The organism is Desulfosporosinus sp. Tol-M2 (assembly GCF_059735615.1).
This window is the reverse complement of record NZ_JCAIJG010000153.1, coordinates 1-13,688: the sequence shown is the minus strand read 5'-3', so window position 1 is coordinate 13,688 and position 13,688 is coordinate 1. Positions and strand designations below refer to the sequence as shown.

Below are 13,688 nucleotides of genomic sequence, written 5' to 3'. Positions count from 1 at the left end.
GGTGTAACAAGCCGGAAAATAGTTTGTTACACCCAACGTTTGTTTGGGTTGATCAGGTATCCGAGACGGGGGGATTAATTTGAATAAACATATCCTAATTGCCGATGATAATGACGGAATTCTGGAAATACTGAAATCCTATGTTTACAAGGAAGGATATACCCCGCTCATAGCTCATGACGGTGAAGAAGCCATGAAAATGTACTATGAATACTCCCCGGTACTATTGCTCCTGGATATTATGATGCCGAAAAAGGATGGCTTGACTGTATGCCGGGAAATTCGCCGTGTCTCTAATGTCCCAATTATTATCATTACAGCGCGAGGGGAGGATGCCGACCGAATTATGGGGCTGGATACCGGGGCCGATGACTATATAGTAAAACCCTTTAGTCCCGGTGAAGTAATGGCTAGAATTCGCGCTGTTTTACGGCGTATTGATTTGACGGAGGGACAGAAGAAAAATGTCCAGCATCCTGGCCTGGAAATAAATATTAGTGATTATGAAGTAAAGATTGACGGCAGCCCGGTTAATCTGACGAAGAAAGAAATTGAAATCTTCTGGCTTTTGGCAACAAACCCCGGCAAAGTATTTTCCCGTGACAATCTTCTCAATAGTGTTTGGGGCTATGACTTTTTTGGAGATTCCCGGACGGTCGACACACATATCAAACGGCTCAGGGCTAAAATTGAGAAGAGGGAATCATTCGGCTGGGATATAAAAACAATTTGGGGTGTCGGTTATAAATTTGAGGTAAAAAATGTTTAGAAAGCACATTGCCTTTAAACTAATAACTGGATATGTATTAATTGTCTTAATCTCCATGCTGGCTATCGGTATCTTTTTTATCCAGATGTTTCGCCAGTATACCTTTGAAAATACCGAGACTACCTTGCTATACAGGGCGCATAGTATAGCGGACATGATGCCGGATTACACGGAAAACAACGGGCCAATGCGGGGTTTCGGCAGCTTTATGCGTTTTCTTGATACGATGACGGAAGCCAAAGTTTGGATTACAGATAATCAGGGTAATCCCGCTCTGTTTTCCGGAATGGGTATTGGAATAGGTATGGGTAACCCGGCTCGCGCAATAAACAGTGAACCACTCCCTGATGCCGCCCAGGAAGTTATTGAACAGGTCCTTGCCGGTAAAGAAGCAGTGCATGAGAGTTTCAGCAGCTCATATAATGAGACAATTCTTACAGTCGGCGTACCTATTCCGGACGAAAACAAACAAATTAGCGGAGCAGTGCTTTTACTCGCTCCTGAAAAGGGTCTCACGGCAACTGTCAATAAGGCAAAAAGAATATTAGGCATCAGCCTTTTACTCGCCCTAATTCCGGCTCTCGGCTTAGGTATTTATTTCTCTCTTCTCTTTACCCGTCCGTTAAAAACAATGAATAGAACTGCTCTGGAGATGGCCCAGGGTAATTATGGGGTGCGCTCAGGGATTGCGCGTCCGGATGAACTGGGACAGCTTAGTAACTCCCTTGATTTATTAGCCACAAAGCTTGGCTCTACAATTAACCAGCTGTTTCAGGAAAAGGGTAAAATGAGCGATATTATTTCCAGTATATCAGAAGGGCTGATTGCTTTTGATTTGGATCTAAAACCCTTAAATGTTAACGCCGCTCTCTCTAAAATAATGAATAGACCTCTTCCTTATCCTGGGGATGAATTGAGTAAAGACCTTACGGAGTTAAATATAAATCAGGAGATACTTGGTGTCAGGCAGGATAAAAAGGTAGTTCAAGTCGTCAGGGACTGGCAGGACAAAAAACTCAAACTTACCCTTTCCCCGATCATCGATAATAGTGGTCAGATCACGGGTAGTGTCGCCCTGGTGCAGGATATCAGCGAGAGTGAACGATTGGAACAATTTCGGCAAGACTTTATCGCCAATGTATCCCATGAGTTTCGGACCCCGCTGACAGTATTCAAGGGTTCTTTAGAGGCCATTATGGATGGCCTGGTTGAACAGCCCTCAGATCTTCGCCGTTATTACGAACGAATGCTGGCAGAAACCCATAGTCTGGAGCGGCTCGTTACAGATTTACTGGAGCTTTCCCGGTTGCAATCCCATAAGATCTCACTGAACATTGAATCGGTTCATATACCAACTTTGCTGAAGGATACCGTGAATAGTCTGCAGACAATTGCGGATAAAAAGAATATTCACATTGCCTATCATCAGCTTGCTGAGCTCCCGCCGGTCCTTGGCGATTATGACCGGCTGAGACAGCTCTTCGTGATATTCCTGGATAATGCTATCAAATATTCGCCGGAGCATACAATGGTTACCGTCGAGGCAAGTGCCGGCCAAACATTAGATGTTGTCATATGTGATCAAGGTTATGGGATTGCCGAAGAAACATTGCCATATATTTGGGAGCGCTTTTATAAGGAAGATAAATCCCGAAAAAGTAATGGCACCGGACTCGGTTTGGCCATCGCCAAGCACTTAATTGAATTACACCATGGACAGGTTACCTTAAAAAGCTCGCTGGGTAAAGGTACTTCAGTTAAAGTAAGCTTACCGTACTCACAGCCAGGTATCTGAACAACCCTTAAACACTTTTATTAAAAAACCACGATTCAAACCTCCAGGAGAAGTTACATTTGTAAAAAAAGGGGCAAAAGAAAATGAACCGGGATTATCAATTGACAAATTCGATCTTAACCTCTTTCACATCCCATAAATGCTCTATCCTTTCCTTTGCTTCTTCTTTTATCGAAGCGGAAAATTGATGTTCCTCGGGCAAATCAATTACTATTCGAACAACTCCGTCTAGGGAGATGGATAAATATGGGTAAGGGAAATCAAACAAGTATTTCACTAAGTATATTGAAATGGTTTGGTTATATAATGGGTGGTTTAGCATCTGCTTTCTTTTTAATGTTCTTTCTTGGAGAAGGGTGCCGGATTTTATCAATAATGGAGTTCCTCCGGAGATGCAATTATTTATACCGTTGCTGTTTATTGCAATTGCGGGATGGGTTGTATAATTTATCATCGAGCAAATAAATTAATGGATCAATAATTTGAGTCATTTACCGCAACATTATTTATAGAAGGATTAGCGCTGCCGGAGAAGGTCCCTCGGCGACCTTCCAATGAGCTTCCCTCAGGATTGTTTGGCAGCCCTCCACAGAATAACCCCGGCTGGTTTGTTCCCGGACATCCCGTGGGTTGGAACCTTCCTCCGCCCATAATATACTAGCCCCTGCCAGAACCCCCATGCCGTTCGGTTCATGCGTACAGTTTAAGGGAACCAGATAGCCCATTGCCAGGCGAACAACTGCCAGAATCAGCGCCATCTCTGCTTCCGACACGATTCCCTCACAAGCGAGCACCGTACCTGGAATAGGGATACGCCGGGCGGCGCCGCTAAAGATTGGAGCCATATCCCGAGTGAGCAAAGTCATTTCCGTTAACTCCTCCACGCTATGTTCCCGTCCTACGGGTTCCACACACGTCGCTATCACCAAGCCTGCCTTCTGAGCTGCGCGGATTGTTCGCAAGCGGGTTTCTGGTTTAATAAGCGTAACTTTTCCTTCCCTTAAGCGGACTGCATGATAGATTCCCTGAAAACCGGCCTGGCGCAACCCCTCCGCACCTTCTCGTCCGAAATCCCCAGTATTGGCAAACAAGACCGCTTCCGGGCCCAGAGCTGCCCGCACCTCGCGCCCAATCTTCAGAAACTCGCCAAAATCAAAATTAGCCGTCATCATCAGATAAATTGCATTGGCCCCTGCCCGTTGAAAATGATCACACCGTTCAATAATTTCCTCCAACCCCAGCACCGTAGCAGTCTTGAAAATCCCGTGACAGGACGCAAAGGAGCAAAAGGCACAATTACGGGGACAGGGTCCGGTATTAATGCCCACCTGAGCATGCACCTCAGCTGCCCCCTGAGCCGCTTCTGCACTCACCGATCGAGCTGCATAGAGAATCATAAAATACTCTTCAGAGAGCACCGGAACACTGAATAACGCTTGGATTTCAAGTTTACTAAGTTCACCTCCGGCTACCGCCTTGTCTAAGCACTCTTTAAGCCGCGAATTCAAAACACCATCTCGCTTTCTTCGGTTTTAGTTTTTATAGTCGCCTAACTCATTTCAATCAGTAACCTAACTCTACACGCTTCAATAAATAACCGGCATAACGCCAAGCCATCGACTTTCCACTACTGTCCGTGGCCCAATCTGCCCAGGCTTTGAGATCCTGCCAACGGTCAATATCTTGCAGCTCCGGCAATAACGCTGTCCGCAGCTGATGTAGCCGGGCAGCCTGCAAGGTTTGCTCCAGTACTCGTCCACTTCCCCACGCGATTCCCCAAAAAAGAAAGGGTTCAGCGCTCTTTAAACCAATCAAGTAATACCCGCCATCTCTGGCGGGCCCTAACACGAGATTATGCTCCCGCAGTTCCGCGTAGGCCAGTTCCAAAAGGTTCTGGTCAATACCAGGGATATCCGAACCAATCAGAATCACTTGTTGAAATTCCGTCAGGCTCTCTTGCATAGCGCAAAGCATCCGTTCTCCCAAATCCCTGCCGTGTTGTCGGTAGAGGGTGAAATCTGACCAGTCCAGTTTCCCCAAACAGGTAAATTCTTCAGGCAGCGTATGAGGAAATGCGGAGCAAAAATCCTCCCTGGAACCCCCCGCGATATAAATCCTGGCAGGCATTCCGCAAGTACGCAACACTACCTGCAAGTCATAGAGACAGGCCCGGTGAAACAGAGCCGCTGCCTGTGCCCCGATTTTTTCCTGTAAGCGGCTCTTAGTTCTACCCGGCAGGGGTACTTTGCTCATTACTATGACACCCGTTGACATTCTTTTTCTCTCCCACCTGCTTGGTAAAAGCGCCTAATGTAGGGCAAAGGAAATCCTAGTGTAAAAAGCACTTTTACCCCCTGCATTTTCCAAAAAGTACGCCAAAGGCCGTTAGTCCTGAAGCGTCGGGTACTGGTGATAATCCGATCCTTTAAAACACAGGCTTTGACCCTCTGCCGTGCGCGGTGTGAAAACTCTAAATCCTCTAAAAAATTCCAGTCCGGGAATCCTCCCACACTGTCAAAAAAGGAACGCGTACAGTAAATTCCCTGATCACCGTAGCACATCGACAAATAACGGGCGCGCCAGTCGGATGCTTGGGCCAGGATTCGAAAAAACAAGGTATCTTCATCAAACTTCAGCCTGCAACAGCCCCACGGAGTTCCCTTGCTTACAGACTCTCTGATCTGGGCTACGGTCATTTCTTGCAGCTGGGAATCAGCATGCAAAAAAAGCAAAATATCCCCTGATGCAGCCTGTACGCCCGCATTTAGCTGGACACCCCGCCCCGGCTTACTTTGTACAGCCACGACCCCGCTTCGCCTGATCTGCTCAGTCGTACCATCCCGGCTCCCCCCATCAATAATAATGATTTCCAACTCGGGAATCCCTTTCAGGGATTTGATTAACCTGCCGATCGTTTCAGCTTCGTTAAGCGTAGGTATAATCACGGAGATTTTGGTCGGCCTTATTTCGGACATCTGCCCATACCTCCTCCTCCAATCGTGAGACCCCCACTTCTCCAAGTGGGGGTGGTCCTCCGTACTCTGCTTGGAGGGGGTAGACTCCGACTTCGCCGATAAGAGTTCCTTTTGGGTCGTGCGGCTTCGGCGAAAGCCTCTACTGGAGGCTTTCGTCACCGAAGTCTCGATGTTCAACTTTAGTTGAACGAGTTCACTCCTGTTCATGGAACCACGGAATCTCTGCGAAGACCCGATCCAAAGCAAGCTTTCCTTCTTCACCCAGGATAAAATCGGAAAAAGCCTGAGCAGGTCGGCGTGTATTTTGAGTCGAACGGATCACATACAGCAGACGTTTCATACTTAGATCTTTTAATCGCCTAACCGCCAGCGTTTTCCAAACTAAGGGACGGACAACAGCCCAAATTGAGACAATGGACAGCCCCAAACCCGCTTCAACAGCCGCTACTACCGCACCCGTGCTACCCAGTTCTAAATCTCCCTTTTTCTCCTCCAGCTTAACTCCGGTTTGAACCAACCAACCCTCGATCGTCTTCCGCGTCCCTGAGCCAATCTCGCGCCACACCATTTTTTCCCTGTAGAGATCTTCAGCCCGGATCTCCTCTACTTGCGCAAGCGGATGGTCCAAGGGCAGGATCAGGACGAGTTCGTCCTCCGCGCAAGGATAACATTCCAAGTGCCGCTCCTTCACTGAATTCCCAACTAACCCGAGATCCACTTTGTTCTCGAACACCAGGCGGGTAATCTGCTCAGTGTCCCCCATCTCTACTATTATGTCAACCTCCGGATAATTTCGGCTGAATTCCTTCAGGACAAGCGGCAGAATATACTGTCCAGGAATCGAACTCGCTCCGATACGCAATGAGCCTTGAACGGTTATGCTCATTTCAGCCAAAGCCATTTTCGCTTCATCCATCAAACGGAGCACTTCCAGCGCATAACGATAAAGGAGGCGGCCTTCTTCCGTGAGCACAGCTTCCCGAGCGGAACGATTAATCAGGGATTTCCTATAGTACTCCTCCAGGCTTTGGATATGCTTGGTTACGGCTGGCTGACTGAGGTGAAGGTCAAGCGCGGCCTTGCTAATACTTCCGCTTTGTTCCACCATGACCAATGTCCGTAAACGTGACAAATTCACATAATCAACACCCTTCAATGGAGTATGCGCTATTTAATATAATATTCCTCTATATATAGTATACCATTATGGAATAAGGTTATCTATATCGAGTAACATCTTTGACGCATATTTGTTTATTGAATATGCACCTTCTAATTCCAAATTGGTGGTCGTTCATAGTATTATTCGATTTTATGTAGTAAAATTGAAGGACAGGTCCTCCCATGTGGCAGGGGAATGGATTATGGAAGCAGGAAGCATTCCAAGACATTTAAATCATCCGCAACAATGGGGTCCAATATAAGGCGGGGTTTTGTTAGTTCAGTTATCGAAAACAAGGATAACAAAAAATGAAAGTGCTTCGGGTTGCTGGAAAATATGATGAGCAGGAAATTGAAGGGTGAAGGTATGAGCAAAAAGAGAAGGATCTTAGTCGTACTTATAGTAGTTATTCTTCTAGCCGGATCTGCACTTTCCGGTAACAATGTATCTCAATTAACCTATGCAGCAAAAGAAGCAGTTCAAAGCGAAGGGTCATCAGCAACATGGGCAGCTAATCAGGATATTAAGAGCCAGACAAGACAAATCAGATATTCCGGTGATGAAATGTTAAGAAAAAAGAGCGAGATAGTTGGCGTAATTGACGATGAAATAAGACAAATATTAAATGATATGGCAGAGATAATGTATACAAAACACGGTGAAGGGTTAGCGGCCCCGCAAATAGGAATATTAAAGAGATTGGTTGTTATAGATATTGGAGAAGGGCTTATTAAGTTAGTCAATCCAAAGATAATTAAGCAGGAAGGGGGTCAAAAAGTCAGAGAGAGATGTTTAAGTATTCCTAATACATTGGGTTTAGTAAAGAGACCGGCAAGGGTAGTGGTGCAAGCTTTAAATGAAAATGGCGAGGAGATTATTTTAACAGGTCAAGGAGATTTAGCAAAATCCTTTTGTCATGAAATAGATCATTTAGACGGTATCCTTTTCACGGATTTAGATATTGTATATATAAGGTAACACTATAACCAACCAGCGTGACATAGTCATATAGTGCAGAAAATAATAGCGGGATAATTTTTCACAAGCCGCGGCGCATCCAATAAAGTATATCCAAATATGGAATTATGAGTTAAGGATTGTTCAAGGGGAGAGTAAGTCTTCCCTTTTTGTTTACCGAGAATTTAATTAATTTCTCCATCACTGTAAAATGCACATCTTGAAACCTAAATTCCCGCGCCGCCTGTACTGGAGGAACGGGAGGAATCCAAACGGTAGAACTTTCGAAGATCTTTTCAACTTTTTGAAAAAAGGAAATGACGATATTTTAGCGAATTCTATACTAATACAGAGAAATACCACGGAATAATTTTGGGCCAAAGGAAGGATCAGCATGCAAACAAGATTGAATCTTTCCACGCATAAGACCGTTCTCATTGCTCTCTTGGCTTTTATTTTATTAACGGGTTTTACTGGGCCATTCTTGTACTACCAATACGAACTGCAGAAACAAGTCCGTTCTCAGACGGAATCGGATGCTCAGCAGTTACAGGAACAAAAGTCCCAGCAAGTCTCAGAAGATCAGCAAATTGAAGATACGGCTAATGCAAAAGCAGAGGCAAATGCTCAAGCAGAGGCCGTAAGCAAAGAGGATGATAATCAGGAAGCTGCGCAAGGATTGGTTCCTTATGATGGACCGATTGAGCATATCTTTTTCCATCCGCTGCTGGCTTATCCGTCCCGGACTTTTGATGGAGATGCGGATGCCAATGAATTTAATAAGTATTATGTGACGGTGAGCGAATTCAAAAAGATGATCAATCAAATCTATGCCAACAATTATATGCTGATTGATTTAAAGGCCTTGTATGAGGAGAAATTAGTGGACGGGAAAAAGGTCTTGGTGCATAAAGAGCTTAAGCTTCCTCCCGACAAGAAACCGCTTATCCTGTCAGTCGATGATGTTAATTACACGGATTACAAATCAACGAATGGGACAGTCAGCAAACTCATGCTGGATACGGAGGGCAATGTGGCGACTTATTCCGTATCCCCGAGCGGAGAAAAGGTTATCTCCCATGATAATGAGGTTATCCCGATTATTGACGCCTTTGTCGCTGAGCATCCCGACTTTTCCTTCCAGGGGGCCAAGGGGATACTGGCTTTTACCGGCTATTGCGGTGTTTTAGGTTATAAAACCAATAAATTGGATTCTCCCTCCTATCCGGAAGAACGGCAGTCTGCCTTAGCGATGATTGAACGACTTAAAGAAACCGGCTGGACGTTTGCCTCGCACGGCTATAGCCACCTGGATGCCCGGACGGATTCTTACCAAAATCTGGAGAAAGACACATTGCGTTGGGAAAAAGAAGTCGGATCACTTATCGGTCCAACCAATATCTATGTTTATCCTTTTGGCAGCTCGGTGTTGCCCGGGAATCCCAAATTCCAGTTTCTGCTCGATCAAGGGTTTAAGATTCTCTGCTCGGTGGGCCCCACGCCCTATCTAAAAGACACGGCCGATTATGTGATGATGGACAGGAGGCATATTGATGGGATCGCACTTTATGGCCAAGCAGCAATTCTGAAGAATCTTTTTGATGCCAAGTCGGTCATAGACCCAGTTCGGCCTCCGTTAAAGGCCTAAAGCTTTATATAAATTGAGCTTTACGTAATATCGCAATGGGAATCTAAGAAATGAAAAAGCAGCCCCTTTTAAGACTGCCTTTCCCATTCCCGGAAAAATGGATATTACCAAACCCTTCGTGCGGTTATATAGTGTTGTTCATAATAATCCAAGAGGTCTACTCTTGTGAAAATTCCATTGCTGGGTGTACATAAAATCAATCGGTGATCACCGGCATAAATACCAACCATGCCCGGGTTAGTGGAACCGGTAACATTGTTAAAGAAAACAAGATCACCTTTTTGCAGATTACTTTTAGAGACAGCTTTTCCGAGTTTCATTTGATCCTTTATGTTATTGGTACCCAAATCAATACCATTTTTCATAAAGATGTAATTCACTAATCCACCGTTTGTAAATGTCATAGAAGTTGCGTTATTGGTTGTTGAACTTATGGTGACTTTATCTTGTAAACCAAATGAGGTAGCTACGATTTTGTCACCTCTGGTAGCTGGATTTGCTGCTAAAAGGCTTGGTAATACCCTGCGTGCACTTTTATAGTAGTTTCTATAGTAGGATGTACTATTTAAATCAGAGATAACGACATTCAGCTTGCTGCTGGCCATGTGAATGATTTTATTATCTCCAATATATAAACCGACGTGGTTAGTTGGATCACTATCTGCAGGGGTACTGTCAAAGAAAACAAGGTCGCCTTTTTGTAATTGGTCTTTCGGAACAAAATATCCTTGTTGGATCATATTGTTTTCATCTGAAGTTGCTAAATCTACACCATTATATTCGAAAATATAATTTATAAAAGATGCACATCGGAATTTATAAGGGTATGTTGTACTTACCTCAGCACTACTTGTAGCATATGTGGCTCTGCCAATAAAGTATTTGGCTGTTTGAATGATCCTATCCGCTTTTGCATTAACAGCAAGTTGGTTGTTGTAAGGATTAACAATTGCTGTTGTTGCAGCATCAACTTTTCCTATATTTACGGTAAGACATAAAAGATTGACTATAACTATTAGCAAGATCGAATTAATAATTGGCTTCTTTTTCAATTTATTTCCTCCCCTGATTTCTTCTTTGTTTTTCCTCCTTTGCTAGACTTTTAAAAAACTATGCGACAAGTATAACACCTAACAACTGCAATTTAAACTTTAAGTTGTTGGCATTTTTTACTCACATTACCTTTACAGGGGATAAAATGAAAAGAAGTAAACTATTGGGCTATGTCATAAATTCCACTAAGCTCGTGCTCTATCGCATGTGAGCCCCAATCACCGACTCTTCCGGTACTTAATAAATCGTTGTGGGCCAATGTGCCTGCCCACATGATCTCTGCTCTTGCCTCATAATTTTCCGGCTCGCTTAAAGCAAGCGGGGTATTATTGTATTAGTTATAACTAAACTGCTGCGCGCTGGCTTCCTTTACCTCCAATTTTACATTAATGATCTAGTTTTTTGCTAAGAGATTCCACTTTCCTTTAGTGGGATGGTGACTTATGCAGTATAAGAGGGAAAAGGAAGTTAATATAGATTAGGTAGTTAATTTACTGATCAATACTGGAATCTATCATGGAGGCTTTTCCTCGTTCCACTAGATTTCTATGATTATTGAAATAGAGGTGACAAAAATGGAGTACAAGCAACGGGAGTATCCTTTGTTTTCGGCATGTGGATTAAATTGTGGACTATGTCCCCGTTATCATACAGATGGAATATCTAAGTGTCCCGGATGTGCAGGAGAAGATTTTTCATCGAAACATCCTACCTGTGGTATTTTATCTTGTAGCCAACGACATGGAATTGAATATTGCTATCTGTGTGATGAATATCCCTGCAAGAAATTTGAAGGCGGTGACAATTCAGACTCCTTTATTACTTATAAGAATCAATTAACGGATTTTAATAAGGCTAAAAACATTGGATTAGCAGCTTATGAGGCTGAACTGAACATCAAAGTCGAATTACTGAAAGGCATGTTAATGGATTATAATGATGGGCGACGAAAGAGCTTTTTTTGTACCGCCGTTAATCTGTTAGACCTACAAGACTTAAAGAGTGTTATCGAGCAAACTAAAGATGCAATAAAACCCGATGATACATTAAAAGAAAAGTCCGCAACAGTAGTGCGACTATTGCAAACTATGGCGGAGAAGCGAGAGATCTCATTACAATTGCGCAAAAAGCCCAAGTCTTAGCAAAGCAAAGTCAGGTTGCTTGGGTAAATCACTATGAGTTAGACTTGTTTGACTTCGCCCCGGCAGGAGATTCCACTTGTGGAAAAGCTAAAGGCAGTCATTATATAGGGTAGCGCATGCATAAAGACATATATTATTTTCTATCCCACTCATTAATAATCACATTCCCCTCATAGTGCCCTTTCTCCAGCTGATGGCGGGCTTTGCGGTTTGCTACACTGTCAAAGATGATGGAAAAATCATAATCTTCGGGGTAGAGTTCGTTGGCGGCTATCCGTAATTTCAGTCGCTTATGGTTAATAAGTTTTTTCTTTCCCTTTATCTGCACCCCAATTTCGCCCTTATCGTTGGCGCGGGCGTAGACAATACCGGTTTCCTTTTGGGGATAGACAATTACGCTGTCGCCAAGATTAAACTTCTCGCTGCGAGGCTGCACTTTGGGTTTTTGTTTTTCTTGTTTGACAATCTGCGGTACTTGAGCGGCCTGAGCCGGATCAGGATTCCTATGTTGGATCGCATCCCCGGATTGTAGAGTTGAATTCCCGTAGGCGGCTTCGTGAGCGCGGCGAAGCATATGCTGTTGCATACCCAGCCTTTCGGCAATATACAGCGCGCAACTTTCCCCAGCCTCACCAATTTCGAGTCGGTAGAGCGGCAAAAGACTCTCTTTGTCAAATGCCATGCGGGCATTGACAAGACCGGGCTTATTGGCCGCGTATTCTTTGATTTCCGCGTAATGGGTTGTCACAACAAACAGGCACTTTTTAGCGTTCAGCTCATCTAAGATCGCAATTGCCAGCCCCATTCCTTCGGCCGGGTCAGTTCCGGAGCCCAGTTCGTCGAGAAGGACAAGGGATTCATGATTTGCCTGCCTTAGGATCTCGATAATGCTCTTCATGTGAGCTGAAAAAGTAGACAGATTTTCTGTGATACTCTGTCCGTCGCCAATATCGCACAACACCAGATTGTGCAGGCAAAAAATACTATTTTCATCTGCGGGAACATGCAATCCGCTCTGGGCCATAAGAGATAGGAGCCCTACAGTTTTTAAGGCCACGGTCTTGCCCCCCGTATTTGGGCCGGTAATAACGACGCCATTTATTTTTTTGCCGACTTCAAAATTCAAAGGTACGGCGGTATCGAGATTGAGCAAGGGATGTCTGGCGTTAAGCATACGGATTTCTCTTTCGGTATTTATGCTGACGGACGATGCTTTCATAGATAAACCGAGCTTACCCTTGGCAAAGAGAAAATCCAGGGTTTCCATCGTCTCGATGTTTTGCTTAATAGCCGGAAGATTATCGCAAATAAGAGCCGTCAGGGAGTACAGGATCCGCCTGACTTCGCTGTCTTCTTCAATTTGCAGAGTGGACAGCTCCGCTTGCAGCCTGCCCACAGATACCGGCTCAATAAAGCAGGTCCCACCGGTTTGCGACAGGTCGATAACCGAACCGGCGACAGCGTTCTTGTGTTGACGCTTAACTGGCAAAGTATAGTGTCCGTTTCTTAATGACACAAAACTCTCTGAAAACCAGGTTTTGTTTTTCCTGAGCAGGGCAGCAAGCTTTGCTTTGATCTGCTCAGTCGTGACATCGATTTGGTGTCGAATATCGGCAAGCCGCGCCGACGCCTTATCAGCAACAATACCGTTTCGGATGCAGCGGTCGATCTCATTTGTAAGCTCTGCTAATTTGTTTATTGATTCACCGTACCAGGCGATGTTTGTATCTGTGGACTTAGCTTTCTCCAGGAAAGTTTTCATTCTTCGGCAGGATACAAGGAAGGACGCTGCATGGGCAATCTGTTCAGGCAGCAGCATTGCATTAATGGCTATCAGGTCAATGACCTTCTGCAGATCCGTCATTGAAGGAAGCGGCGGGGTTCCAATTTGTTCAAGAATTCGTTTGGCCTGGGTAGTTTCGTCCAGACGCCGCCCTACTTCGGCCTCATTTAATGTTGGAACGAGTGCAAGACAGCGAGCTTTAGCAATAGCCGACAGGGCATGATCCGCCAGCTGCTGAAGTATCTTATCAAATTCCAGGGTTAGATAATTATTCATTTTGGTATCTCCTCGTCGTGCGCACGTTATGCGTTTCATATATAAAAATAAAGCCCGCAAAAGCCATACTACACCTCTGATAGTGCAGAATGCTTCCTGCGGGCAAAAAATCAACATATAAAAAACTA

At 44.5% G+C, this 13,688-nt stretch carries 12 protein-coding genes and 1 pseudogene; 5 read left to right on the top strand and 8 right to left on the bottom strand.

Going from position 1 to position 13,688, the window contains the following annotated elements; translation table 11 throughout:
• Window positions 1–79 precede the first annotated feature (79 nt).
• Together AC6I5A_RS11695 and AC6I5A_RS11690 are read left to right on the top strand one after the other, a co-directional pair.
• Window positions 80–769, top strand: coding sequence for a response regulator transcription factor (locus AC6I5A_RS11695; RefSeq protein ID WP_034616054.1), 690 nt, complete (start codon window positions 80–82; stop codon window positions 767–769).
• Entirely contained in the window at window positions 762–2,564 is a 1,803-nt protein-coding gene (locus tag AC6I5A_RS11690; RefSeq protein ID WP_034616051.1) for a HAMP domain-containing sensor histidine kinase, read from the top strand. Before AC6I5A_RS11695 ends, AC6I5A_RS11690 begins: the two co-directional genes overlap by 8 nt.
• A 97-nt stretch (window positions 2,565–2,661) precedes the next feature.
• Here the strand turns inward: AC6I5A_RS11690 and AC6I5A_RS11685 are convergent, their stop codons facing one another.
• The 5 genes from AC6I5A_RS11685 to AC6I5A_RS11665 all read right to left on the bottom strand — a co-directional run bounded on the left by AC6I5A_RS11685 (window position 2,662) and on the right by AC6I5A_RS11665 (window position 6,677).
• A complete protein-coding gene (locus AC6I5A_RS11685) occupies window positions 2,662–2,937 on the bottom strand; it encodes a hypothetical protein (RefSeq protein WP_034616047.1) in 276 nt (91 codons plus the stop codon).
• A gap of 133 nt (window positions 2,938–3,070) precedes the next feature.
• The gene (locus AC6I5A_RS11680) at window positions 3,071–4,072 is read right to left on the bottom strand and encodes a biotin synthase BioB (protein WP_034616043.1); all 1,002 of its coding nucleotides are present in this window, start codon (window positions 4,070–4,072) and stop codon (window positions 3,071–3,073) included.
• Between the two features lie 55 nt (window positions 4,073–4,127).
• Window positions 4,128–4,838, bottom strand: coding sequence for a TIGR04282 family arsenosugar biosynthesis glycosyltransferase (locus tag AC6I5A_RS11675; protein ID WP_052168058.1), 711 nt, complete (start codon window positions 4,836–4,838; stop codon window positions 4,128–4,130).
• Window positions 4,820–5,539, bottom strand: coding sequence for a TIGR04283 family arsenosugar biosynthesis glycosyltransferase (locus AC6I5A_RS11670; RefSeq protein ID WP_052168057.1), 720 nt, complete (start codon window positions 5,537–5,539; stop codon window positions 4,820–4,822). The genes AC6I5A_RS11675 and AC6I5A_RS11670 overlap by 19 nt, the downstream gene beginning before the upstream one ends.
• A gap of 193 nt (window positions 5,540–5,732) precedes the next feature.
• Window positions 5,733–6,677, bottom strand: a complete 945-nt coding sequence (locus tag AC6I5A_RS11665) for a selenium metabolism-associated LysR family transcriptional regulator (protein ID WP_052168056.1) — start codon at window positions 6,675–6,677, stop codon at window positions 5,733–5,735.
• A gap of 546 nt (window positions 6,678–7,223) precedes the next feature.
• On the opposite strand from AC6I5A_RS11665, the gene def reads away from it, so the two are divergent.
• Window positions 7,224–7,679: a peptide deformylase gene (def, locus tag AC6I5A_RS11660; protein WP_034616096.1), complete on the top strand. Its 456-nt coding sequence runs from the start codon at window positions 7,224–7,226 to the stop codon at window positions 7,677–7,679.
• A gap of 373 nt (window positions 7,680–8,052) precedes the next feature.
• A complete protein-coding gene (locus AC6I5A_RS11655) occupies window positions 8,053–9,306 on the top strand; it encodes a polysaccharide deacetylase family protein (protein ID WP_052168055.1) in 1,254 nt (417 codons plus the stop codon).
• Between the two features lie 104 nt (window positions 9,307–9,410).
• Here the strand turns inward: AC6I5A_RS11655 and AC6I5A_RS11650 are convergent, their stop codons facing one another.
• Window positions 9,411–10,358 carry an NlpC/P60 family protein gene (locus AC6I5A_RS11650; protein WP_052168054.1) on the bottom strand — a complete coding sequence of 316 codons (948 nt, stop codon included), beginning with the start codon at window positions 10,356–10,358 and terminating at the stop codon, window positions 9,411–9,413.
• Between the two features lie 170 nt (window positions 10,359–10,528).
• Window positions 10,529–10,690, bottom strand: a pseudogene (locus AC6I5A_RS11645) (iron-containing alcohol dehydrogenase); the annotation flags it as partial.
• 244 nt (window positions 10,691–10,934) lie between these two features.
• Between AC6I5A_RS11645 and AC6I5A_RS11640 the strand changes: the two are divergent.
• Complete coding sequence (locus AC6I5A_RS11640; protein ID WP_034616087.1) at window positions 10,935–11,501, top strand: DUF3795 domain-containing protein; 567 nt, start codon at window positions 10,935–10,937, stop codon at window positions 11,499–11,501.
• Window positions 11,502–11,634: 133 nt separating this feature from the next.
• On the opposite strand, the gene AC6I5A_RS11635 is transcribed toward AC6I5A_RS11640, so the two are convergent.
• Window positions 11,635–13,560 (bottom strand): endonuclease MutS2, encoded by a 1,926-nt coding sequence (locus tag AC6I5A_RS11635; protein ID WP_034616040.1) that lies wholly within the window; start codon window positions 13,558–13,560, stop codon window positions 11,635–11,637.
• Window positions 13,561–13,688 lie beyond the last annotated feature (128 nt).

Bases quoted from the DNA above. Each gene is read 5' to 3' on its own strand.
- AC6I5A_RS11690 (WP_034616051.1), top strand. From the start codon at position 762: ATGTTTAGAAAGCACATTGCCTTTAAACTAATAACTGGATATGTATTA.
- AC6I5A_RS11670 (WP_052168057.1), bottom strand. From the start codon at position 5,539: ATGTCCGAAATAAGGCCGACCAAAATCTCCGTGATTATACCTACGCTT.
- AC6I5A_RS11655 (WP_052168055.1), top strand. From the start codon at position 8,053: ATGCAAACAAGATTGAATCTTTCCACGCATAAGACCGTTCTCATTGCT.
- AC6I5A_RS11675 (WP_052168058.1), bottom strand. From the start codon at position 4,838: ATGTCAACGGGTGTCATAGTAATGAGCAAAGTACCCCTGCCGGGTAGA.
- AC6I5A_RS11635 (WP_034616040.1), bottom strand. From the start codon at position 13,560: ATGAATAATTATCTAACCCTGGAATTTGATAAGATACTTCAGCAGCTG.
- AC6I5A_RS11640 (WP_034616087.1), top strand. From the start codon at position 10,935: ATGGAGTACAAGCAACGGGAGTATCCTTTGTTTTCGGCATGTGGATTA.